The organism is Streptomyces sp. NBC_01689 (assembly GCF_036250675.1).
GTDB lineage: Bacteria > Actinomycetota > Actinomycetes > Streptomycetales > Streptomycetaceae > Streptomyces.
Genome location: NZ_CP109592.1, coordinates 7,658,824 through 7,681,012 on the forward strand (window position 1 = coordinate 7,658,824; position 22,189 = coordinate 7,681,012).

20 protein-coding genes and 5 tRNA genes are annotated in these 22,189 nt (G+C 73.3%); 17 read left to right on the forward strand and 8 right to left on the reverse strand.

The annotated features are described in order from the left end of the window. Positions 1-40: 40 nt before the first annotated feature. Positions 41-538, forward strand: coding sequence for a GNAT family N-acetyltransferase (locus OG776_RS32775; RefSeq protein WP_148007764.1), 498 nt, complete (start codon positions 41-43; stop codon positions 536-538). Positions 539-639: 101 nt separating this feature from the next. On the opposite strand, the gene OG776_RS32780 is transcribed toward OG776_RS32775, so the two are convergent. After that, the gene (locus tag OG776_RS32780) at positions 640-1,086 is read right to left on the reverse strand and encodes a hypothetical protein (RefSeq protein WP_148007765.1); all 447 of its coding nucleotides are present in this window, start codon (positions 1,084-1,086) and stop codon (positions 640-642) included. Between the two features lies 1 nt (position 1,087). Then, the gene (locus tag OG776_RS32785) at positions 1,088-1,447 is read right to left on the reverse strand and encodes a hypothetical protein (RefSeq protein ID WP_148007766.1); all 360 of its coding nucleotides are present in this window, start codon (positions 1,445-1,447) and stop codon (positions 1,088-1,090) included. A 68-nt stretch (positions 1,448-1,515) separates the two neighbouring features. On the opposite strand from OG776_RS32785, the gene OG776_RS32790 reads away from it, so the two are divergent. From OG776_RS32790 to OG776_RS32830, 9 genes are all read left to right on the forward strand, one after another. Then, positions 1,516-2,163 (forward strand): HAD family hydrolase, encoded by a 648-nt coding sequence (locus OG776_RS32790; RefSeq protein WP_148007767.1) that lies wholly within the window; start codon positions 1,516-1,518, stop codon positions 2,161-2,163. 387 nt (positions 2,164-2,550) lie between these two features. Then, on the forward strand, positions 2,551-3,585 hold the full coding sequence (locus OG776_RS32795; RefSeq protein WP_148007768.1) for a methionine ABC transporter ATP-binding protein: 1,035 nt from the start codon (positions 2,551-2,553) through the stop codon (positions 3,583-3,585). After that, the gene (locus OG776_RS32800) at positions 3,582-4,352 is read left to right on the forward strand and encodes a methionine ABC transporter permease (RefSeq protein WP_329322975.1); all 771 of its coding nucleotides are present in this window, start codon (positions 3,582-3,584) and stop codon (positions 4,350-4,352) included. Before OG776_RS32795 ends, OG776_RS32800 begins: the two co-directional genes overlap by 4 nt. Before the next feature lie 91 nt (positions 4,353-4,443). Next, positions 4,444-5,274 (forward strand): MetQ/NlpA family ABC transporter substrate-binding protein, encoded by an 831-nt coding sequence (locus OG776_RS32805; RefSeq protein ID WP_148007770.1) that lies wholly within the window; start codon positions 4,444-4,446, stop codon positions 5,272-5,274. A 189-nt stretch (positions 5,275-5,463) separates the two neighbouring features. Beyond that, positions 5,464-6,102, forward strand: a complete 639-nt coding sequence (locus tag OG776_RS32810) for a GNAT family N-acetyltransferase (RefSeq protein WP_148007771.1) — start codon at positions 5,464-5,466, stop codon at positions 6,100-6,102. Positions 6,103-6,696: 594 nt separating this feature from the next. Then, positions 6,697-7,908, forward strand: a complete 1,212-nt coding sequence (cbiE, locus tag OG776_RS32815; RefSeq protein WP_329322977.1) for a precorrin-6y C5,15-methyltransferase (decarboxylating) subunit CbiE — start codon at positions 6,697-6,699, stop codon at positions 7,906-7,908. Between the two features lie 345 nt (positions 7,909-8,253). Continuing rightward, complete coding sequence (cobT, locus tag OG776_RS32820; RefSeq protein WP_329322978.1) at positions 8,254-12,147, forward strand: nicotinate-nucleotide--dimethylbenzimidazole phosphoribosyltransferase; 3,894 nt, start codon at positions 8,254-8,256, stop codon at positions 12,145-12,147. Between the two features lie 212 nt (positions 12,148-12,359). Further along, on the forward strand, positions 12,360-13,616 hold the full coding sequence (gene cobA, locus OG776_RS32825) for a uroporphyrinogen-III C-methyltransferase (RefSeq protein WP_329322979.1): 1,257 nt from the start codon (positions 12,360-12,362) through the stop codon (positions 13,614-13,616). Positions 13,617-13,680: 64 nt separating this feature from the next. Further along, entirely contained in the window at positions 13,681-14,499 is an 819-nt protein-coding gene (locus tag OG776_RS32830) for a TrmH family RNA methyltransferase (protein ID WP_148007774.1), read from the forward strand. A gap of 226 nt (positions 14,500-14,725) precedes the next feature. Here the strand turns inward: OG776_RS32830 and OG776_RS32835 are convergent, their stop codons facing one another. Beyond that, positions 14,726-16,096: a serine/threonine-protein kinase gene (locus tag OG776_RS32835; protein ID WP_261994403.1), complete on the reverse strand. Its 1,371-nt coding sequence runs from the start codon at positions 16,094-16,096 to the stop codon at positions 14,726-14,728. A gap of 196 nt (positions 16,097-16,292) precedes the next feature. Between OG776_RS32835 and OG776_RS32840 the strand changes: the two genes are divergently transcribed. The 4 genes from OG776_RS32840 to OG776_RS32855 all read left to right on the forward strand — a co-directional run bounded on the left by OG776_RS32840 (position 16,293) and on the right by OG776_RS32855 (position 18,669). After that, the gene (locus OG776_RS32840) at positions 16,293-16,526 is read left to right on the forward strand and encodes a hypothetical protein (RefSeq protein ID WP_081223398.1); all 234 of its coding nucleotides are present in this window, start codon (positions 16,293-16,295) and stop codon (positions 16,524-16,526) included. 240 nt (positions 16,527-16,766) lie between these two features. Further along, the gene (locus tag OG776_RS32845) at positions 16,767-16,976 is read left to right on the forward strand and encodes a hypothetical protein (protein ID WP_148007775.1); all 210 of its coding nucleotides are present in this window, start codon (positions 16,767-16,769) and stop codon (positions 16,974-16,976) included. Between the two features lie 377 nt (positions 16,977-17,353). Beyond that, positions 17,354-18,292 carry a phosphotransferase family protein gene (locus OG776_RS32850; RefSeq protein ID WP_329322980.1) on the forward strand — a complete coding sequence of 313 codons (939 nt, stop codon included), beginning with the start codon at positions 17,354-17,356 and terminating at the stop codon, positions 18,290-18,292. 74 nt (positions 18,293-18,366) lie between these two features. Beyond that, a complete protein-coding gene (locus tag OG776_RS32855; RefSeq protein ID WP_329322981.1) occupies positions 18,367-18,669 on the forward strand; it encodes a TFIIB-type zinc ribbon-containing protein in 303 nt (100 codons plus the stop codon). Between the two features lie 83 nt (positions 18,670-18,752). Here the strand turns inward: OG776_RS32855 and OG776_RS32860 are convergent. The 5 genes from OG776_RS32860 to OG776_RS32880 all read right to left on the reverse strand — a co-directional run bounded on the left by OG776_RS32860 (position 18,753) and on the right by OG776_RS32880 (position 19,235). After that, a tRNA-Val gene (locus OG776_RS32860) sits at positions 18,753-18,827 on the reverse strand. 39 nt (positions 18,828-18,866) lie between these two features. Further along, positions 18,867-18,938 (reverse strand) — tRNA-Val (locus tag OG776_RS32865). A gap of 37 nt (positions 18,939-18,975) precedes the next feature. Next, a tRNA-Val gene (locus OG776_RS32870) sits at positions 18,976-19,047 on the reverse strand. 1 nt (position 19,048) lies between these two features. Beyond that, a tRNA-Cys gene (locus OG776_RS32875) sits at positions 19,049-19,122 on the reverse strand. 40 nt (positions 19,123-19,162) lie between these two features. Beyond that, positions 19,163-19,235: transfer RNA gene (locus OG776_RS32880), tRNA-Gly, on the reverse strand. A 156-nt stretch (positions 19,236-19,391) separates the two neighbouring features. Between OG776_RS32880 and OG776_RS32885 the strand changes: the two genes are divergently transcribed. From OG776_RS32885 to OG776_RS32895, 3 genes are all read left to right on the forward strand, one after another. Then, positions 19,392-20,435 (forward strand): chorismate-binding protein, encoded by a 1,044-nt coding sequence (locus OG776_RS32885; protein ID WP_329322982.1) that lies wholly within the window; start codon positions 19,392-19,394, stop codon positions 20,433-20,435. Next, entirely contained in the window at positions 20,432-21,253 is an 822-nt protein-coding gene (locus OG776_RS32890; protein ID WP_148007777.1) for an aminotransferase class IV, read from the forward strand. The genes OG776_RS32885 and OG776_RS32890 overlap by 4 nt, the downstream gene beginning before the upstream one ends. 109 nt (positions 21,254-21,362) lie before the next feature. Next, complete coding sequence (locus tag OG776_RS32895; protein ID WP_148007778.1) at positions 21,363-22,187, forward strand: GNAT family N-acetyltransferase; 825 nt, start codon at positions 21,363-21,365, stop codon at positions 22,185-22,187. Positions 22,188-22,189: the final 2 nt, after the last annotated feature.

Below are 22,189 nucleotides of genomic sequence, written 5' to 3' on the forward strand. Positions count from 1 at the left end.
GGAACAACCGGTGGAACAAGTGAGCGGGAGGCATGCACACATGGGCATGAGCGTGACCATCTCGGCGGCGACCGAGCAGGACGCAGAGCAGATCCTCAAGCTGCAGTACCTCTGCTACCAGAGCGAGGCCGAGCTGTCCGGCGACTACGGCATCGAGCCGCTCACGGAGCCGCTCTCCTCCCTCAGGGCGGAGCTGGCGGACGGTACGGTCCTGGTGGCCCGGCTGGGCCAGGAGGTGGTGGCCTCGGTCCGCGGGACCGCGGACCCCGACGGCACGGCCCGGCTCAACAAGCTCATCGTGCACCCGCGCATGCAGCGCCACGGGATCGGAGCGCGGCTCCTGCGGGCCGCCGAGGCGGCGCTCGTGGGGGAGCGCGGCGCCAAGAGGATCCAGCTCCACACCGGCGGGCGCGCGGGCGGCAATCTGCGGCTGTACCGCAGTGTCGGCTACGAGACGGTCGGCACGTCGCAGGGCGACGACGGTGTCACCGTGATCGTGCTGGAGAAGCCCGCGGAGACGTACGCGACGACGGCGTGACGCCGACGGCTGCGTGACCGCGACGACGGCGTGACCGTGGCGGCCGGGAGGCCCACGGCCGGCGGTGCGGACCTTCCGCCGGCCGTCGGCCGGCGGTCGGGTCAGCGGCTCCCCGCGGAGCGCCCGCGCAGCCAGTACATGGCCGACAGCGGCAGCAGCACCGGAATGAACAGGTACCCCATGCCGTAGTCCGACCACACGGTGGCGTCGGGGAAGGCGGACGGCTCCACCAGCGTCCAGGTACCGACGATCAGGACACCCGCGAGCTCGGCGGCGCAGCACACCAGCGCCGCCCTGCGGGCCGTCTCACCGCCCCGGACGAGCGAGTACGTGATGAAGCCGTAGACGAGACCCGCGACCGCCGACAGCGAGTAGGCGAGCGGAGCCTTGTCGAACTCCGTCGAGATCTGCACGGCCGAGCGGGACACGGCGCCGACGACCATCACGCCGTAGAGCCACACCAGGAGCATGCCCGGGCCGCTGATGAGCCGTGTCCGCTTCTGTCCGGTCGGTTCTTCCTCGGTCACGGTGACCTCGGCCTTCGTCATGTCAGCCTCCCCAGATGTCGTACAGGCGCACTTCGAGGACGGCGAGCACCACACCGCCGGCCGCCACCGTGACCGAACCCCAGCGGGTGCGCTCCGCCAGCGACATGAAGCCCACCGCCGGTACACACGCGAAGGCGCCGAGCAGATAGGCGACGAAGATCGTCGTGCCCTGCTCCGCCTTCTCGCCGCGCGCCAGCTGGACGACACCGATCACCAGCTGGACGGCGGCGAGCAGGGACACCACGGCCATGCCGATGAAGTGCCAGTCCTTGGTGGGCTGATCACGGTAGGCGGCCCAGCCGCACCAGGCGGCGAGCGCGAGCGCGGCGACGGCGGTCGCGACCGTCAGGGCATCAAGCATGCCGTGACCCTATTACGGGCCAAAAGGCCTGATGCCCCCGCCCCCGGCCGCCCCGTAGGGTCGAGGGCATGAAGATCCACGCTGACGCCCTGCTGTTCGACAACGACGGAACCCTCGTCTCGTCCCTCGAGTCGGTGAACCGCTGCTGGACCCGCTGGGCTCAGGAGTACGGCATCACCGCCGCGGACTTCGCCCGGATCGAACTGCACGGCCGCCCCGCCGTCGAGATAGCCGCCGACCTGCTCCCCGCCGACGTCGTTCCCGAGGCCCTCGCGCGCATCGAGCAGCTGGAGGTGGAGGACGTCCCGGGCGGAGTCCTGCTGCTGCCCGGAACCGCCGCCTTCCTCGGCTCACTGCCCGCCGAGCGTTGGGCCGTCGTCACCTCCGCCACCCGGCGGCTGGCCGAGGCCCGGCTCGACGAGGTCGGCATCCGGCCCAAGACCCTGGTCTCCGCCGACGACGTCACCCGTGGCAAGCCCGACCCCGAGCCCTACCTCCTCGCCGCCCGTGAGCTGGGCGTCGACCCCGCCCGCTGCGTCGTCTTCGAGGACGCCCCGGCCGGCCTCCAGGCGGGCCGCGCCGCCGGCATGACCACCGTGGCGTTGGCCACAACCCACACGGCGTCCGAGCTGGTCGCGGACCTGGTGGTGAAGGACCTCTCGGCCTTGTCCGCACTGGTCACGGAGGGGGGAGTGGAGATCTCCGTCCGCGGCTGAGAAGTGTCCACCGCTGTCCACGATGCGGACAGCGGTTCAGGGCCGAACCACTCCGTCTGCTTTACTTCATCTCATGACCACGACGAGCAGCCGCACCCTTGCGACCGAGGCGACCATGACGCCCGGTGCTCGTTGTATGTGTCGAATGTGCGCCTTCTAGAGGGCCCCCGCACCACCGCCTGATCCCGCGCCCCGAAGCGGGACCACCGCGCCCTGAGTCCGTACCGCGTACGCGACAGGGGCTGCCCCGCGCACACGTTCTCCCCCCGGTTCCCTCCGGTTCCACGGCCATCGCGCGCCGTCCCGAGAACCGTGCCGCGTTCCAGACCGAATGCACCCGTGGCGGCGCACACCCACGCCCCGCACTCGACAGTGACGGAAACCCCTGTGATCACGACAACGGGCCTCACCAAGGTCTACCGCTCGCGCGGCCGTGAAGTGACCGCCCTCGACGGCGTCGATCTGCACGTCCGCGAAGGCGAGGTGTACGGCGTCATCGGCCAGTCCGGCGCCGGCAAGTCCTCGCTCATCCGCTGCGTCAACCTGCTGGAGCGCCCCACCGCCGGCACGGTCACCGTCGCCGGACAGGACCTCACCGCGCTCGTCGGCCGCGGTCCGCGCGCCGGCAAGGAACTCCGGCGGGCGCGCAGCCGTATCGGCATGGTCTTCCAGCACTTCAACCTGCTGTCCTCGCGCACCGTCCAGGAGAACGTCGAGCTGCCGCTGGAGATCCTCGGTGTCTCGGGCCGGGAGCGTTCCGCCAAGGCGCTCGGACTGCTCGACCTGGTCGGCCTCTCCGACAAGGCGAAGGTCTACCCCGCACAGCTCTCCGGCGGCCAGAAGCAGCGCGTCGGCATCGCCCGGGCCCTGGCCGGCGACCCCAAGGTGCTGCTCTCCGACGAGGCCACCAGCGCTCTCGACCCCGAGACCACCCGCTCCATCCTCCAGCTGCTGCGCGACCTGAACCGGCAGCTGGGGCTGACCGTCCTGCTCATCACCCACGAGATGGACGTCGTCAAGACCGTCTGCGACTCGGCCGCGCTGATGGAGAACGGCCGCATCGTCGAGTCGGGCACCGTCGGCGAACTGCTCGCGACCCCCGGCTCCGAGCTGGCCTCCGCGCTCTTCCCGGTCAGCGGCGACGCCTCCGGCGACGACCGCACGGTCATCGACGTCACCTTCCACGGTGAGGCCGCGACCCAGCCCGTCATCTCGCAGCTCTCCCGCACCTACAACATCGACATCTCGATCCTCGGCGCGGCGATGGACACGGTCGGCGGCAAGCAGGTCGGCCGGATGCGCATCGAACTGCCCGGCCGCTACGACGAGAACGTGGTGCCGATCGGATTCCTGCGCGAGCAGGGCCTCCAGATCGACATCCAGGGCCAGGGGCCCGCACTCGTGAAGGACGGTGCCAAGTGACCTGGTCCGAGATGCAGCCGCTGCTGTCCCAAGCGTGTTGGGACACGCTCTACATGGTCGGCTGGTCGACGCTGATCGCCGTCGTCGGGGGGCTGCCGCTCGGCATCCTGCTCGTCCTCACCGACCGCGGCGGACTCCTGCAGAACGTCGCCGCGAACAAGGTCATCGGACAGGTCGTGAACATCGCGCGGTCGATGCCGTTCATCATCCTGATGGTCGCGCTGATGAACTTCACGCGGACCGTCACGGGCACGACGATCGGCCGCGAGGCGGCGATCGTGCCGCTCGCCATCGGCGCGATTCCCTTCTTCGCGCGGCTCGTGGAGACGGCCGTCCGCGAAGTGGACGGCGGGCTGGTCGAGGCCGTCCAGTCCATGGGCGGCAACACCTGGACCGTCGTGCGCAGGGTGCTCGTACCGGAGTCGCTGCCCTCGCTGATCTCCTCGGCGACCACCACCGTCGTCGCCCTCATCGGCTACTCCGCCATGGCGGGCACGGTCGGCGCCGGCGGCCTCGGTGACATCGCCATCCGCTACGGCTACCAGCGTTTCGAGACCGGGCTGATGTGGATCACCGTGGCGATCCTCGCCGTGGTCATCTCCGTCATCCAGTTCGCCGGGGACTACGCCGCCCGCCGGCTGCACCGGCGCGGGGGCCACTCCGGCGCCGCGCCGCGGCTCCGGCTGCTGAAGGCCGGGGCACCCGCGACCCCGGAGGCCGGCGCGACCGCTGAGGCCGCCACCGCCGACGTCGGCAAGGCCGTCTGAGCCGGGCCGACCGAACACCTCCCCCCACCCGCAGACTTCCCCGTCCCACCCGAACACGGGGACGCTCCACCCCTCAGGAAAGGCACTTTTCGTGCGTAACACCGCCAAGATCACCACTGCCGTCCTCGCCGCCGGAGCCCTCACCCTCGGCCTCTCCGCCTGCGGCTCGGACAAGAAGGACTCCGCCTCCGACACGAGCGGCCCGCTGATCGTCGCCGCGAGCCCGACCCCGCACGCCGAGATCCTCGACTTCGTCAAGAAGAACCTGGCGAAGAAGACGGGCCTCGACCTGGAGGTCAAGGAGTTCCAGGACTACATCGTGCCGAACACGGCGACCGAGGACGGCTCGGTGGACGCCAACTACTTCCAGAACCAGCCCTACCTGGACGACTTCAACAAGAAGCGCGGCACCCACATCGTGCCCGTCGTCACGGTGCACCTGGAGCCGCTCGGCCTGTACTCCCACAAGGTGAAGAGCGCCGACGCCCTCAAGAGCGGTGCGACCGTCGCGGTCCCGAACGACGCCGTCAACGAGGCGCGCGCCCTGAAGCTGCTCGCCTCCAAGGGGCTCATCACCCTCAAGGACGGCGCCGGCAGCGAGGCGACCCCGCAGGACATCTCCAAGAACCCGAAGAACCTCAAGTTCAAGGAGGTCGAGGCGGCCCAGACGCCGCGTTCCCTGGACGACGTGGACGCCGCCGTCGTCAACGGCAACTACGCCATATCCGCGGGCCTCAAGCCGGCCACGGACGCCCTCGTCCTGGAGTCGGCGAAGAACAACCCGTACGGGAACTTCCTCGCCGTCAAGAAGGGGAACGAGAACGACCCGCGGGTGAAGAAGCTGGCCAAGCTCCTCACCTCGCCCGAGGTCAAGAAGTTCATCGAGGACAAGTACGCGGGCTCGGTCATCCCCTCGTTCTGACCCGGTCCGGCGGTCCGCGCCGCCGCACGCCGTCCACGACCGCACCCGGTGGTCCCCCTCCCCGTTCCCCTTCGGGCGGCGGGGGAGGACCCCGTGGTGCGGTTCGGTGCTTTCATGCTGCATGCTGGGCAGTTCAGCGGGCCCGAAGGTTCCGACGGCCCGAAGTCCCCGACGGTTACGGAGCGGCGCATGACCAGCACCTTCCCCGACATCTCCATCAGCACGGAGCGGTTGGTCCTGCGCGCGCTCGACGAGGACGACGTCCCCGCCCTGGCCGAGATGATGAACGACGAACAGGTCGCGGCCTGGACCGACGTGCCGCAGCCCTTCACCGAGGACGGCGCCCGCACCTGGATCAGCGAGTACGCGCCCGCCGAACGCACCGCCGGCCGTGGACTCGACCTCGCCGTCACCGAGTTCCTCACCCAGCGGCTGGTCGGCATCATCCAGCTGGGAAAGACGGACTGGCACATCCGCTCCACCGAACTCTCCTACGTCATCGCCCCCTGGGCCCGCGGCGAGGGCTACGCCTCCGAGGCGTCCCTCGCCACCGCCCAATGGCTCTTCCGTGAGCAGAAGTTCGAGCGCATCGAGGTCCGAACGGCGGCCGACAACACCGCCTCCCAGCAGGTCGCCCAGAAGATCGGCTGCATCAGCGAGGGCGTGCTGCGCAACGCGTGCATAGCGCACAGCCGTACCGAGGACGGCCGTTGGGTCGACCACCGAACCGACTTCATCGTCTGGAGCCTCCTCCCCGAGGACCTCGAAGGCGTCGGCGACCAACTGGCGGACTCCAGCGGTTTCACGTCGTTCTCCGACTGGAACTGACGCCGGGACGGCACCACTTGGCGGACCGCCGTACGGAGACGCGTCGTGGACCGGGGCACGGACCCTCGTACGGAGGCGCGTCGCGGACCTGGGTACGAACCCTCGTACGGAGACGCGTCGTGGACCAGGGCGCGGCACGGCGGGGATCGCGGAGTCGGCCCGGCTCCGAGACCTGACTGCTTCCGCGGCCCGGACGGGACGCCGCGTACCAGCTCCGGTACCGCCCGTGTCCGCGGGGCGCGCTCCCCGACCGCAGCGCTCGTGCCCGGCGGAACCGGGCCGCCCGACCACAGCGCTCCGCTCGCCGCCCGCCGTCCCGACCCAGGACCCGCCACCGGACCGGGAACCGCTCCCGCCCGACGCCCCCTCCGCCCACGGCCCCCCGCGCCCGACCGCACCCGGCTCCCGGAAGCACCCCCTCCCGCACGGCACGGGCCACCCCGACCGGCAGGGAAACCGCGCCGGCCCCGGAACCCTCCGCCCCGCCTACGGCACCCGCGCGCGGCCCCACCCGGCGTCGCCAGGTACCCTCACGGAGCCCGCTCACGGGCTGCCCCCTGACGACCTGCGAAGACCCCCTGGAGACTGACGACGATGGCCGACCGGGTCACGGTGATCGGCTGGGACGGCTCCCCCCTGACCGCGGCGGCGCGTTCCGCCCTCGGCGCGGCCACGCTGGTGGCCGGAGCGGCACACCATCTGACGCTTCCCGAGGTGCCCGAAGCCGCCGAACGCATCCGGCTCGGCAGCGTCGCCCTCGCCGCCCGCCGTATCGCGGGCCACCGCGGCAGCGCCGTCGTCCTCGCCGACGGGGACCCCGGTTTCTTCGGCGTGGTCCGCACCCTGCGCGCTCCCGAGTTCGGCCTGGAGGTGGAGGTCGTTCCCGCCGTCTCCTCGGTCGCCACCGCCTTCGCGCGCGCCGGAATGCCCTGGGACGACGCTCATGTGGTGGTCGCACACGGCCGTTCCCTCCGCCGTGCCGTGAACGTATGCCGAGCTCACACCAAGGTGGCCGTCCTCACCTCGCCCGGTGCGGGACCCGCCGAACTCGGTCTGCTCCTCGAAGGGGTCCACCGCACCTTCGTCATCTGCGAGGAACTCGGCACCTCGCGCGAGCGGGTCACGATCCTCACCTCGGACAAGGCCGCCGACCACACCTGGCGCGACCCCAACGTCGTCATCGTCATCGGCGGTTTCGTGGCCGCCGCCGAGGACGGCGGGTGGATCGCCGGCCGCGACCCGGCCACCGGACCGCGCGGCTGGGCGCTGCCCGCCGAGACGTACGGCGGTGCCCTCGGCGAGGGAGAGACGGAGTTGCTGCGCGCGGCCCAACTCGCCCGCCTGGGCCCGCGCCTCGGAGACCTGGTGTGGGACATCGGGTCGGGCAGCGGTGCCTTCGCCACCGAGGCCGCGCGCACCGGCGCCGCGGTCATCGCGGTCGACCGCGACCTGGTGGCCTGCACCCGCACCGAGGACTCCGCGCGCCGTCACGGCGTACAGATGCAGATCGTGCGCGGGGACGCCCCGCACGTCCTGGAGAACCTCCCCGAACCGGACGTCGTGCGGGTCGGGGGCGGGGGAGCGGAGGTCGTCTCCGCGGTCGCCGACCGCCGTCCGCACCGCATCGTGACGCACGCGGCGACCCGTGACGCGGCCGAACTCGTCGGCCGCAACCTCACCGAGCACGGCTACGAGGTCGAGTGCGCCCTCATCCAGTCCGTCGAACTCGACACGAGGGCCTGGACGGAGACCGAGCGAAGCGTCGCGTTCCTGCTCACCGGCCGCCTCCCCGATCGCAACCCGTGATCCTGTTGTCGTACCGCGCGCGGTAGGCTGGCCGATCGTTGTACCGCTCCCGGATGATCGGCTTTTCGTAGGCCAATGTCCGGAAAACGCGCCCGTTTTGAGGCGAGTGTGGTACGGCAGAACCTGAGGACGCGCAACGTGGCGCAGTCCACAGCGGGCCGTCGCGGATCAAGCTGTCGCGAGGGTCGGACGACCGGGACAATGCCAGTTAATGGCTTTGTCGTCTTTGTTGGCCGGTCGTTCGTGCCGCTGGGCACGCACGCTCGTTCTTCACTGTGGGGCGGTCGGTGCGCCGTTCCGGGCGAGCAGGACTTGGAAGCACTAACCGATGGGCGAGGGGTACGCATGACCGACACCGGCCAGGTCCCGGGCGAGGGACTGCCGGAGAGCGCAGGCATGGTGGAGCAGCCGGGCACCCCCGCTCCGGACGCGTACACCTTCCTCGACCCCTCCGAGACCCTGAACCACGCCGAGGACGACGACCTTCTCCTGATGCCGGGCGCCCAGGGTGCCTGGGGCAACGAGGTGGGCCCGCCGGCCCCCCAGCCCCTCGTCCACGAACCCGGTCCGCACGAGACGGCCGGCCGGGACAGCGGCGCGGTCGACCTCAGCGCCGTCCGCGGGGCGGCTCCCGCCCCCGCCGCGCAGCCGGTCACGCCCCGTCGTCCGCTGCACCTCGGCCCTCCGACCCCCGACGTCTCGGCCGGGCCGGTGCGTTCGCTCGCCGACCGCGGACCCGCCTCCGCGCCGCTCGCCACCCCCGCCCACGCGATGAGCCCCGCGGCGGCGGTCCGGCACGCCGGTCCCGCGACGGCGGGGCCCGAGTACCTCGACGTGCCGCAGCTCTCCGAGATCCCGCCGCAGGGCGCGGTGCCCTGGGGGGCTCCGCCCGCCGGTTCCGGGCCGGCGGCCGAAGAAACGGTCGTTCCGGCCGCTGACTCCGAGGCCGGCGTCACCGCCGGACCGGAGGCGGCGTCCGAGGCGGCGCCGGTGTACGAGGGGACCCTCCCTGGCGAGACAGGCGAGACAGGCGAGACCGTCGAGGTCCCCGGGACAGCGGAGCCGCACGGCGTGGACCCGTCCGCCGAGCAGGCCGGCCCCGCGGGACCCCCCTCGGCCCTCGCTACCGACGGGACGGCCGGGGACCCGGTCCTCCCGCAGGTTCCCGCCGCGCCGGAGGCGGAGCACGCCGCCGGGCCGGCGGAGGAGCACTTCGCGACGGCCACCCCGACGCCGGACGTCGCGCCGGACCTCCAGGCCCCGGAGGCCCCCGGCGCGGGTGCCTTCGAGGCGGGCGTCCTCGAGGCGGCCCACGACGCTCCGGCGGAACCCGCGGCGGACGCCGCCGAGCACGTCCCCGGTCCCGTGGGGGCCGGGCAGAGCGCCGACCCCGCACCGCTTCCCGCGGACGTGGAGGACCTGGCACCCGAGCAGGCGTTCCAGGCCGCGCAGGACCAGGCCGCCCACGCCGAGGCGGCGCGGGCGGCCGCGCAGGACCAGTCGGCCCACCAGGAACAGGTGATCGACCCGTCCGCCGCGGAGGCCGCCGAACCGGTCGCGCACCTCGCCGGTCCGGCCGGTCACCTCAACGGTTCGGCCCCGCGCCTCGCGGGCCCGTCCGTCCCCTTCGTGGAACAGGCCGCCCACGCGGCGGAACAGGCGGCACGGTTCCCGGACCGCGCCGTCCGGTTCGTCGACGCCGGAGTCCGCATCCCGGATTCGGCGGTCCAGTTCGCCGACGTCGCGGCGGGCGTCCGGGCGGCCGGCGCGGAGGCAGGTCACGCGGAGGCGGCGCCGCACACCGCCGGACACCCGCCGGTTCACCAGGCCACCGAGGCGCGGACGCCGGCCGCGGACGACCCGTACGGTCAGGCGCTGCCCGGTGCCGGCGCCTTCCCGGTCCAGGCCGCCCAGTTCGCTCCCCCGGCCGAGGCGCACGCCGCGTTCGCCGAGGCCGCCGCCGGTCTCCCGGGCGGCGCGGCGCACGACGAGGCGGCCCACGGCGCCGCGTACCCGCCGCACGGCGACACCTCCCACCCGGCGGACCCGCCGCACGACGACCACCACCCCGCCGGGGCGCAGGGTGCGGCCGACTTCCAGGGCGCCGACGCGCGGCCCTCGGCGGACGACTCGCTCGGCCGGTTCGTGCCCGTCGACGGCCAGGTGCCGACGACCCCGCACCTGGCCCCGACCCCGCCGCACGCCATGACCGTGCCGCCGCTGCCCGACGGGGAGTGGAACCTGGCCGAGGAACCCGCGCCGGAGCAGTTCCCGGTGTTCGCCGGACAGACCGGACAGACCGGACAGAGCCCCGAGGCTCCCGCCCCGCAGGAGGAGGCCGTCGCCCCGGTGCCCGCGCCCCGCGAGGCCGAGGTGCCCCCCGTACCCGCGCCGCTGGACGCCGAGCCGGAACCCGTGGTCGCACAGCAGGCGGAGGACCTGGACACCCAGGTCGCCGATCAGGAAGAGAGCACGGCCGCGGTGGAAGACGTACGAGAGCCCGCCGGCCCCGCGGCCCCCGGTTACGACGACGCCGAACGCGAGGCGGTCCTGCGCGTGATGCGCGAGCGCCGCGACATCCGCAACGGCTTCCGCAGCGACCCCATCCCGCACGACGTCCTGCTGCGGGTGCTGGAGGCCGCGCACACCGCGCCCTCCGTCGGCCACTCCCAGCCGTGGGACTTCGTCGTCATCCGGTCCGCCGAGACCCGCCGCACGATGCACGAACTGGCGGCCCGCCAGCGCGAGGCGTACGCCAAGTCGCTGCCCAAGGGCCGTGCCAAGCAGTTCAAGGAACTGAAGATCGAGGCCATCCTCGACACCCCGGTGAACATCGTCGTCACCGCCGACCCGACCCGCGGCGGCCGGCACACCCTGGGCCGGCACACCCAGCCGCAGATGGCCCCCTACTCGTCCGCGCTCGCCGTCCAGAACCTGTGGCTCGCGGCGCGTGCCGAGGGCCTCGGCGTCGGCTGGGTCAGCTTCTTCGACGAGCGGGAGATGGTCCGCGCCCTCGGCCTGCCCGAGCACCTGGACGTCGTGGCGTACCTCTGCGTCGGCTACGTCGACGAGTTCCCGGAGGAGCCCGAGCTCATGCAGGCGGGCTGGTCCAAGCGCCGTCCGCTGTCCTGGGTCGTGCACGAGGAGACGTACGGCAGGCGCGCGCTGCCCGGCGAGGAGCCGCACGACCTGCTCGCCGAGACCGTCTCCAACATCCGCCCGCTGGACGCCAAGGCGCTGGGCGAGGCCTGGGAGCGGCAGAAGCGGATGACCAAGCCCGCGGGCGCCCTCGGCATGCTGGAGATCATCTCGGCACAGCTGTCGGGCCTGTCCCGGATGTGCCCGCCGCCGGTCCCGGAGCCCGCGGCCGTCGCGATCTTCGCGGGCGACCACGGCGTGCACGCCCAGGGCGTCACCCCGTGGCCACAGGAGGTCACCGCTCAGATGGTGGCCAACTTCCTGGGCGGCGGCGCCGTCTGCAACGCGTTCGCCAACCAGGTCGGCGCGGAGGTCTGCGTCATCGACGTGGGTGTCGCCTCCGACCTTCCCGCGACCCCGGGGCTGCTGCCGCGCAAGGTCCGGGCGGGCACCGCGGACATGACCACCGGTCCCGCGATGACCCGCGAGGAGGTCACCGCCGCGATCGAGGTGGGCATCGAGACCGCCCGCGACCTGGTGGCGGCCGGCAACAAGGCACTGCTGACCGGTGAGATGGGCATCGCCAACACCACCGCGTCGGCCGCCCTGATCTCCGTCTTCACCGGCGCCGACCCGTCCGAGGTGACGGGCCGCGGCACCGGCATCAACGACGAGACGCTGGCCCGCAAGACCGAGGTCGTACGGCGCGCCGTCGAACTCCACCAGCCGGACCCGGCCGACCCCATCGGCGTCCTCGCGGCCATCGGCGGCCTCGAACACGCGGCCATGGTCGGCCTGCTGCTGGGCGGCGCGTCCCTGCGCACGCCGGTCATCCTGGACGGCGTCAGCGCCGGCGCGGCGGCCCTGGTGGCCCGCGCCATCGCCCCCGAGGTGCTCGCGGCCTGCATCGCGGGCCACCGCAGCGCCGAACCGGGTCACGTGGCGGCCCTGAACAAGCTCGGCCTGCGCCCGCTGATCGACCTCGACCTCCGCCTCGGCGAGGGCACCGGGGCGCTGCTGGCCCTGCCCGTGGTGCAGAGCGCGGCGCGCGCCATGCACGAGGTGGCGACCTTCGACTCCGCGGGAGTCACCGAGAAGTAGCCGGACGGGGGTGGGCGGGTGCACCGTGGACGGAGCAGCCGCCCACCACGACGAACCCGCCCGCACCCCGGGCCGGTCTCGGGAGGCGGAGGGTCCGGGAAGGAACCCTGCCCGGCCCGTTCACCGTCCCGGCGCCTAAAATCCCCATGTCAGGGCCGCTCCACAGCCGCGGCGCGCCCCATCGCACCGTCCGTACGAGGAGCCGCACCGCCATGGCCGAACATCCCCCCTACCCCGTGGGCCTCCGCCTCGCCGGCCGCCGTGTGATCGTCCTCGGCGGCGGCCAGGTGGCCCAGCGCCGCCTGCCCGCGCTCATCGCCGCGGGGGCGGACATCCACCTCGTGTCACCGGAGGCGACCCCCTCCGTCGAGGCGATGGCGGACGCGGGCGAGATCACCTGGACCAGGCGGCGCTACGCCGACGGCGACCTCGCCGAGGCCTGGTACGCCCTGATCGCGACCAGCGATCCCGAGGCGAGCGCGGCGGCCTCCGCCGAGGCGGAGCGGCACCGCGTCTGGTGCGTCCGCGCCGACGACGCCGACGCGGCGACCGCCTGGACCCCCGCGACGGGGCACAGCGAGGGCGTGACGGTCGCGGTCCTGACGACGGACGCGCGGGGCCGGGACCCCCGGCACACGGCCGCGATCCGCGACGCGGTGGTCGAAGGACTCCGCGACGGGACCCTGGTGGCGCCGCACCACCGCACCCGCGCCCCGGGTGTCGCGCTGGTCGGCGGCGGCCCCGGCGACCCCGACCTGATCACGGTCCGCGGACGCCGGCTGCTCGCCGAGGCCGACGTGGTCATCGCCGACCGCCTCGGCCCGCGCGACCTGCTGGCCGAACTCCCGCCGCATGTCGAGGTCATCGACGCCGCGAAGATCCCGTACGGCCGGTACATGGCCCAGGAGGCGATCAACGACGCCCTGATCGAGCACGCGCGGCAGGGCAAGTCCGTCGTCCGGCTCAAGGGCGGCGACCCCTTCGTCTTCGGCCGTGGCATGGAGGAGGCGCAGGCGCTCGCGGAGGCGGGCATCGCCTGCACCGTGGTCCCCGGCATCTCCAGCTCGATCTCGGTGCCCGGCGCGGCCGGCATCCCGGTCACCCATCGGGGTGTCGCCCATGAGTTCACCGTGGTGAGCGGCCATGTCGCCCCCGACGACGAACGTTCCCTCGTCGACTGGCCGGCCCTCGCCGCACTGCGCGGCACGCTCGTCGTCCTCATGGGCGTCGACAAGATCGGCCGGATCGCCGAGACCCTGATGGCCCACGGCAAGCCGGCCGACACCCCCGTCGCCCTGGTCCAGGAGGGCACGACCGCGGCGCAGCGCCGGGTCGACGCGACCCTGGCCACGGTCGCCGAGACCGTCGTCGCGCAGGACGTGAGGCCGCCCGCCGTGATCGTCGTCGGCGAGGTCGTCGACGTGGGCCCGGGACAACCGGTACGGCCGGCTCCGCACGCATCCGAGTAACCCGGGGTAACCCGACCCTTTCCCAGCCGTTGGCACCGCACCCAGGACAAGGCAGTATCACCCTGTGGCCGATCTCATCACCGTCGAGAACCCCGACGACCCGCGTCTGCGCGACTACACGGGCCTGACCGACGTGGAGCTGCGCCGCAAGCGCGAACCCGCCGAGGGACTGTTCATCGCCGAGGGCGAGAAGGTCATCAGACGGGCCAAGGACGCCGGGTACGAGATGCGTTCCATGCTCCTGTCCGCCAAGTGGGTCGACGTCATGCGCGATGTCATCGACGAGCTGCCCGCCCCGGTCTACGCGGTCAGCCCGGAGCTCGCCGAGCAGGTCACCGGCTATCACGTGCACCGCGGCGCGCTCGCCTCCATGCAGCGCAAGCCGCTGCCGACGGCGGACGAACTCCTCGGCTCCGCCCGCCGGGTGGTCGTCATGGAGTCGGTCAACGACCACACCAACATCGGGGCGATCTTCCGATCCGCCGCCGCCCTCGGCATGGACGCGGTCCTGCTCTCACCGGACTGCGCGGACCCTCTGTACCGCCGCTCGGTCAAGGTCTCCATGGGCGCGGTCTTCTCCGTGCCGTACGCGCGACTCGACAGCTGGCCCCGCGGTCTGGAGTCGGTCCGGGAGGCCGGCTTCACCCTGCTCGCCCTGACCCCGGACGAGAAGGCCCGCTCCCTCGACGAGGCGGCCCCGCACCGCATGGACCGGGTCGCCCTGATGCTCGGAGCGGAGGGCGACGGTCTGTCCACCAAGGCCCTGATGGCGGCCGACGAATGGGTCCGCATCCCGATGGCGCGCGGCGTCGACTCGCTCAACGTGGGCGCGGCGGCGGCGGTGGCGTTCTACGCGGTGGCGACGGGGCGCCCCGAGGTCTGAGGTCCTCAGGGGACGCGACGGGTCCCGGGCGTCCGGGCCCCGGGCCCTCGAGTGGTCCGGGGAGTCCGGCCGCGCGGGCCCGTCACGCCCGGCCGCGAGGGGCCCTACGTCCGGCGAGGGCACGTGACCTCCGTCGGCAGGCGGACGCGACGGGCCCGGTGAGCGGCCTGCGCGGGCGACGGGACGGCCGTTCAGGTGCCCGGATCTCCGGGCGCCGCGGGCCGCCTCACCCCGCCGTCCGGCCGACCGTCCCGTCGAAGCTCCGGTACCGCTCGCCCCGTGCGTCCCCGGCGGGTGCCACGGAGGACGACGGCCGCTCCTGCGGCAGGACTCGTACGACGTCGCCCCCGACCCCGTTGTCGAGCCCGCGTGCCGGACCCTGACAGCCCTGTGCCACCGCGATGCCGAGGGCGACGAGCAGCGTCACCACGACGAACACGAACAGGCGCTGGCGCAGCAGCCTCGGATTGGCGGGCCGGCGCCCGGTCCCGGTGGTCCGCGGTCCCGGCCGCCCGGCCCCGCTGCGGGGCGCGGGCCGGCTGCCGGAGCGCCCGGTGTTCCGGGACGGCGTCGGACGGGAGCCGGACGGCGCGGGCCGGGAGCCGGACGGGGTCGGACGGGAGCCGCCGCCGTTCGTCCCTCCGGTGCGCGGCGGGGGAGTGCCCTGCGGGCGGCGCTGGGTGGGCTGCTCGGCGTACTGCTCGGCGAGACGCCCGGTGGGCCGGTCGGGGTCGTTGCGCTGCGTGGGTGGCCTGACGTCCGCCATGCCCTGTGCCTCGCGGGCCGCGATCTCCTTGAGCCGCAGGGACAGTTGGAGGGTGCTGGGGCGCTCCTCGGGGTCCTTGGCGAGGCAGGCCCGGACGAGCGGGGCCAGCGCGTCGGGCACGCCGTGCAGCTGCGGCTCCTCGTGCACCACCCGATAGAGCATCACTTCGGAACTGCCGTGCCCGAAGGGCGAGTCGGAGGTCGCCGCGTACGCCAGGGTGGCGCCCAGCGCGAAGACGTCCGTGGCCGGGGTGACGGCGGCGCCGCGCACCTGCTCGGGCGCCAGGAAGCCGGGTGAGCCGACGGCCGTGCCGACGTGCGTGAGGGTGGAGGCCCCCGTCGCCCAGGCGATGCCGAAGTCGATGATCCGCGGCCCCTTCGGGGACAGCAGGATGTTGGACGGCTTCAGGTCGCGGTGCACGACCCCCGCCTCGTGCACCGCCACGAGGCCCTCCGAGAGCGCGGCGCCCACGGCGGCCACGTCGGCGGCCGCCATCGGGCCCTCCTCGGCGACCTTGTCGTGCAGCGAGGGTCCCGGCACGTACTGGGTGGCGAACCAGGGCCGTTCCGCGTCGAGATCGGCCGCGACGAGCCGGGCCGTGCAGCCGCCCCTGATCCGCCGGGCCGCCGAGACCTCGCGCGCGAACCGCGACCGGAACTCCTGATCCTCCGCCAGGTCGGGCCGGATCACCTTGAGCGCGACCCGCTGTCCGCGGCGGTCGGAGCCCAGGTAGACCACGCCCATCCCGCCCGCGCCGAGCCGCCTGTGAAGCCTGAACGAGCCGACGACACGCGGGTCCTCGCGCCTCAGGCGCATCATCGCCATGTCCATCCCCGCTGCCCGGTCCGTTTGACGAGCCACAGCTTACGTTTCCGCGGCCGGGAGCGCGCAGAGGCCGCGCCCTCGCGCTCCGATCGATTGTCAGTGCCGGGTGGGAAACTTGAGAGGTGGTCAGGGAACGCGCGAACAGTACGGCCTTGGGCCGGCTGTGATCCCAACCATCCGTCGCAGAAGGGGGATTGGGCCCGTGAAGGGTGATCGCGTGGAGATAGTCGTGGACGCCGGGGACACGACGCGTACGTACGAGGTGGTGGCGAGCAGGGCGGGCCGCAGGGTGGAGACAGCGGTACGCCGAGGTGTCGTGGAAGTGAGCGAAGTCACCCGGAGCGGATCGGTCGTGCGCACCGCCCGCTTCATGGCGACGCGGGTGCTGGCGCTCGTCGAGCAGCCGGTGCCCAGAGAGGACAGCTCGGAACAGTAGGGGCGGACCGGACACCCCCTCCGGGAAGACCCTGAGACCTAGGTCCTCGTCTCCACCCAGGGGAGTACACCGCAGGTCATCGCTCATCCTCCGGGAGGCCCGGCAATCGGTACGAGGGCATGACGACCCGGTGCCGCCACGCCCGTAGATTTGAGGCCAAGCGGCGGGTGCAGCACTCGTCCCCCGAGGTCAGACACCCGCCGCTGCCAACCACACAGATGCACGGTCAGGAGAGGGACCATGGCCCACACGGCACCGCGGACGGCGATCCGCACGCAGGGACGCAGGGCGTACAGCGCAGCGTTCCGCCCGCGTCGTCAGGGTCAGCGCCACCCCTTGGTGGCGACAGCGATGGTCCTTCCTCTGGCGGCCCTGCTCGTGGTCGTCTTCGGCGGCTGGGAGTCAGTGGTCACACAGGCGTCGTCCGTGGGCGTGATGCTGGGGCGCTGAGCGGCGCCCCAGGCCCGGAAGAGCGGTCCGGGCGGGGACATCCGGCCATGAAACCCCGTGGGGACGGGGGTGCGGCGGACGGCAAAAAATGCCCGCGCAGCTGGGGAGCTGCGCGGGCATTGCTTTTGTCCCGGAGACACCCGCTCCCCTCTCCGCCCGTTCCCGACGACGCTCCCCGTCCCCGACGCCCTGGCGGCCCCACGGCCCCGCCCCCCGGCCCGGACGAGGAGCGACGAACGAGGGACAGGGGATGGGGACGAGGGGCGGGGGCCGGGAACGGGGACCGAGGAGTGGGGACCAGGAACGAGGGACCGGGGCTCGTCGCGGAGCGCCCCGCTGCGTACGCTCGCCCGGTACCGGACGCACCAGGGGGACCCGTGACCGCAGATGTGCTGCCCGCGCTGGCCGCCGGGGCGCGGCGCGCGGCCCACCCCACGGCCCGCGCCTGCGACCACCGGGACAGCGTCCTCGCCGACCGGTCCGACGGCACCGTCGTCCGCCACGGCGACACCGTGGCCAAGGCCCACGCGCCCGGTACGGACCCCGTCGCCCTCGCCGCCCGCCTCACGGTGGCCGCGCACCCCGCCCTGGCGGGCGTCCTCCTCGCCCCGCTCCGCCCGGACCCCTCCGACCTCCACGGACGTCCGGTCACCTTCTGGCCGTACGGCACCCCGGTCGACCCCGAGACCCCGGAGGCGGCCCCCTGGGAGGCGGCCGCGACCCTGCTGGCCCGCCTCCACCGCACCCCCGCCCCGGCCGGCCTGCCGCCCATGCGGGGCCCCGTCAAGGCGGCCCGGGCGATCGCGCGGCTGCGGGCGGCGGGTCCGCACCCGGCCACCGCCCCGGTCCTGCGCGCCTGGGCGGAGCTGCCGCCCTGGGCCCGCGCGGAGGCCCCCATGCCCGGCCCGGACGTCCTGTGCCACGGCGACCTGCACCTCGGCCAGCTGGTCCGCCACCCCGCCCCGGCCGGCCGCTGGCTCCTCATCGACGTGGACGACCTCGGCGTGGGCGTCCCGGCCTGGGACCTGGCCCGCCCCGCGGCCTGGTACGCCTGCGGCCTGCTCCCGCCCGACGAGTGGACCCGTTTCCTGACCGCCTACCGGGGCGCGGGCGGCCCGGCGGTCCCCGCGGACGGCGACCCGTGGCCAGCCCTGGACGTGGCGGCCCGCGCGCTCACGGTGCAGACCGCGGCGCTGGCGATCGCCAAGTCCGTCGCGGCGGACCGCCCGTTGGACGAGGTGCAGCAGGCCGTGGTCGACGCGTGCGACCGAATGGGAACCGTCCCGCCGCAGTTGGCCCCCGGCCCGACGACGTAGGGTGCAACCGATCGGAGCCGGGCAGTGTCTGTCCTGGCGGAAGCAGTACCGACCGGCGAGGAGTTGAGCCGAGCATGCAGTGTCCGAAGTGCCATGCGCCGATGCACACGTACAACCGCAACGGTGTTCAGATCGAGCAGTGCAGCGGCTGCCGCGGGATCTTTCTCGACTACGGCGAGCTGGAGGCCCTGACCCGCGTGGAGGCGCAGTGGTCGCAGCCCGCGCCGCCGCCCCCGGCCGCCCCGCAGGCGTACCCGGCCGCCCCCGCGCCCGCCTGGGGCGCCCCGCACGGCGGTGGCCACGGAGGCGGTCACTACGGCGGCCACGGCGGTCACCACCGGCACAAGAGCTTCGGGCACATGCTCTTCTCGTCGTGACCGGACCGGCCGGGGTCTCCCCGGCCGGGCGCGGCGCGCACGACGAAGCCCCCGACCGTACGAGACGGCCGGGGGCTTCTGGCTGGTGCGCGATACTGGGATTGAACCAGTGACCTCTTCCGTGTCAGGGAAGCGCTCTCCCGCTGAGCTAATCGCGCGGGACGGACCTCAAGGTACAGGATCCGGGCTGTGCTACGTGCGCGATACTGGGATTGAACCAGTGACCTCTTCCGTGTCAGGGAAGCGCTCTCCCGCTGAGCTAATCGCGCGGGTTCGGATCACGCACACCGGTGCGGAGTGATCCAGTGGACGATACTGGGATTGAACCAGTGACCTCTTCCGTGTCAGGGAAGCGCTCTCCCGCTGAGCTAATCGTCCTTGGAGGTGGAGACGGGATTTGAACCCGTGTAGACGGCTTTGCAGGCCGTTGCCTCGCCTCTCGGCCACTCCACCAGGAGCGCGGGGGTTCGGGTGGATCCCCCACTGTCCTGCGAGCGGACGACCAGGTTCGAACTGGCGACCTCAACCTTGGCAAGGTTGCGCTCTACCAACTGAGCTACGTCCGCTTGTCGTTTCCGATCGGCTTGCGCGTCCCGGCGACGTGTTGAACTCTAGCGGATTCCCGGGCCAGTACAAAAACGCGTTTGCGCAGCGTGCTGCGGTCTGTCCGCCCGAGGACACGGTCAGGGCACCCGCAGGTCACCCGTCCTAGACTCGACTGCGTGCTCGACCTCCCTCCTCTCGCCCGCTTCGGCGACCTCGTCGCGACCGGTCTCCTCGATGTCACCGACGACCCCGCGGCCCTGGACTCCACCGGCTTCTGGGCCGTCTCGGCGGACTTCGAGGGCCGCCTGGTCTGCGCCCGTTTCGGCGACGTGCGCCGCGAACCGGTGCCCGCGCCGGTGCCCGGCGGCTGGCGCGGCCCGGCCGCCGGTGACTGGACGTCGTCCCTCGACCGCGCCGCGTACACGCGCGCCGTGGGCCGTATCCGCGACCACATAGCCGCCGGCGAGGTCTACCAGGCGAACCTCTGCCGTGTGCTGTCCGCGCCGCTCGCCCCCGACGCCGACCTGGACGCCCTGACCGCCCTGCTGGCCCGCGGCAACCCCGCCCCGTACGCGGGGACCGTCCGGCTGCCCCGGCACGGCGTCGAGACGGCAACCGCCTCTCCCGAACTCTTCTTGCGCCGCGCCGGCCGCACGGTCGAGTCCGGCCCCATCAAGGGCACCGGACGCACCGAGGCCGACCTCCTGCAGAAGGACTACGCCGAGAACGTGATGATCGTCGACCTGGTCCGCAACGACCTCGGCCGGGTCTGTGCCACCGGCACTGTGACCGTGCCGGAACTGTGTGCCGTCGAGAAGCATCCGGGGCTCGTGCACCTCGTCTCCACCGTGCGGGGCGAGCTGCGCGAGGACGTCGGCTGGCCCGGGCTCCTGGCCGCCGCCTTCCCGCCCGGCTCGGTCACCGGGGCCCCGAAGGCCAGCGCCCTGCGCATCATCGAATCGCTGGAGACCGCCCCGCGCGGCCCCTACTGCGGGGGTATCGGCTGGGTCGACGCCGACCGCGGCACCGGGGAACTCGCCGTCGGCATCCGCACCTTCTGGGCGGACCGGCGGGAGGGTGTCCTGCGGTTCGGCACCGGCGCCGGCATCACCTGGGGTTCCGACCCCGAGGGCGAGTGGCGCGAGACCGAGCTGAAGGCCTCCCGGCTGCTCGCTGTAGCGTCGGGAGCATTCGAGGTGAGTGAAGGGATCCTGACGTGAAGATCTGGCTCGACGGCGGGCTGCAGGACAGCGAGTCCGCCCGCGTCTCCGTCTTCGATCACGGACTGACCGTGGGCGACGGCATCTTCGAGACCGTGAAGGCGGTGGAGGGGCGGCCGTTCGCGCTGACCCGCCACCTCGACCGGCTCGTCCGCTCCGCGCGCGGCCTCGGGCTGCCCGACCCGGACCTCGACGAGGCGCGCCGCGCCTGCGCGGCCGTCCTGGACGCCAACCCGATGCCGCTCGGCCGTCTGCGCATCACGTACACCGGCGGCCACGGCCCGCTCGGTTCCGACCGGGGGGACCGGGGCCCGACCCTGGTCGTCGCGCTGGGCGAGTCCGCCAGGCGGCCCGACTCCACCGCGGTGATCACCGTGCCGTGGACCCGCAACGAACGCGGCGCGCTCACCGGCCTCAAGACCACCTCGTACGCCGAGAACGTGGTCGCGCTGGCCCGCGCGCGCGAACAGGGCGCGTCCGAGGCGCTGTTCGCCAACACGGTCGGGCAGTTGTGCGAGGGTACGGGGTCGAACGTCTTCGTCGTGCTCGACGGGGAGATCCACACCCCGCCGGTGGCCTCCGGCTGCCTCGCCGGCATCACCCGCGCGCTCGCCGTCGAGTGGACCGGTGCCCGGGAGACCGACCTGCCGCTGGACGTCCTGGAGCGCGCCGACGAGATCTTCCTGACCTCCACCCTGCGGGACGTGCAGGGCGTGCACCGGGTCGACGGACGCGAACTCCCGGGCGCACCGGGACCGGTGACGGCCAAGGCCATGCGGATCTTCGACGAGCGAGCCGGACACGACCTCGAACCGTAGGGCCGGCCGGGCCGGTCCACGCGCTCCACGGCACGAAGGCCCCGGACCGGCCCCACGGCAGCCGTAAATCGGGATGACGGGGGACGGCGGGGTGGGTAGAACACCCCTGATGACCACCACCCTGCGGCCGACCGAGCCGCTTCAGCGCGGAGCCGACGGGGCGCTGTCCCGCCGCTACCAGGTGTGCGTGAACAGCCGTCCCGTGGGCGGGATCCATCTCTCCACCCATCCCGAGTACGGGCCCTCGGTGGCCCGGATCGGGGAGCTGCGCGTCGACGAGCCGGACCGCGGACGGGGGCGCGGGACGGTGGCAGCGCTCGCGGCCGAGGAGGTGGCGCGCTCCTGGGGCTGCCGACGCGTCGAGACCGCGGTGCCGGGGGACGCGCCGGCCGCGCTGCGGCTCGCCACGACGCTCGGATACGTCCTCAGCAACCGCAACATGACCAAGCGGCTGGCCGGCCCACCGCCCGGACTGGCCGCCGGAGGCGTCGCGCGGCCCATGACCGAGGCCGAGTACGCCCCCTGGCTGGCCCGCGAGCGCGAGGCCTTCGCCGGTGTCCTCATGGAGTGGGGCGTGCCGGAGGCGGAGGCGTACGCCAAGACCGACCAGGGGCACGCCAGATTTCTGCCGGACGGCCTGGCCGGCGAGAACGCGCTGATCACCGTCCTGGAGCAGGACGGAGTCCCGGTCGGGACCCTCTGGGTGGGGCTGTGGCCCGACACGGCGTACGTGCTCGGCGTCGAGACCGCCGACGGGCACCGGGGGCGCGGCCACGGTCGCTCCCTGATGCGTGTGGCCGAGGCGCAGGCCCTGAGCGCCGGGCGGGACCGTATCGGCCTCAACGTGTTCGCGGGCAACGCCCCGGCCGAGAAGCTCTACGAGTCGCTCGGCTACACGACGAACACGTACCACCTCTACAAGAACCTGCTCTGAGC

Excerpts from the sequence above, each read along its gene's own strand:
- OG776_RS32775 (WP_148007764.1), top strand. The coding sequence starts at position 41 with ATGGGCATGAGCGTGACCATCTCGGCGGCGACCGAGCAGGACGCAGAG.
- OG776_RS32780 (WP_148007765.1), bottom strand. The coding sequence starts at position 1,086 with ATGACGAAGGCCGAGGTCACCGTGACCGAGGAAGAACCGACCGGACAG.
- OG776_RS32785 (WP_148007766.1), bottom strand. The coding sequence starts at position 1,447 with ATGCTTGATGCCCTGACGGTCGCGACCGCCGTCGCCGCGCTCGCGCTC.
- OG776_RS32790 (WP_148007767.1), top strand. The coding sequence starts at position 1,516 with ATGAAGATCCACGCTGACGCCCTGCTGTTCGACAACGACGGAACCCTC.
- OG776_RS32810 (WP_148007771.1), top strand. The coding sequence starts at position 5,464 with ATGACCAGCACCTTCCCCGACATCTCCATCAGCACGGAGCGGTTGGTC.
- cbiE (WP_329322977.1), top strand. The coding sequence starts at position 6,697 with ATGGCCGACCGGGTCACGGTGATCGGCTGGGACGGCTCCCCCCTGACC.
- cobT (WP_329322978.1), top strand. The coding sequence starts at position 8,254 with ATGACCGACACCGGCCAGGTCCCGGGCGAGGGACTGCCGGAGAGCGCA.
- cobA (WP_329322979.1), top strand. The coding sequence starts at position 12,360 with ATGGCCGAACATCCCCCCTACCCCGTGGGCCTCCGCCTCGCCGGCCGC.
- OG776_RS32835 (WP_261994403.1), bottom strand. The coding sequence starts at position 16,096 with ATGGACATGGCGATGATGCGCCTGAGGCGCGAGGACCCGCGTGTCGTC.
- OG776_RS32845 (WP_148007775.1), top strand. The coding sequence starts at position 16,767 with ATGGCCCACACGGCACCGCGGACGGCGATCCGCACGCAGGGACGCAGG.
- OG776_RS32855 (WP_329322981.1), top strand. The coding sequence starts at position 18,367 with ATGCAGTGTCCGAAGTGCCATGCGCCGATGCACACGTACAACCGCAAC.
- OG776_RS32895 (WP_148007778.1), top strand. The coding sequence starts at position 21,363 with ATGACCACCACCCTGCGGCCGACCGAGCCGCTTCAGCGCGGAGCCGAC.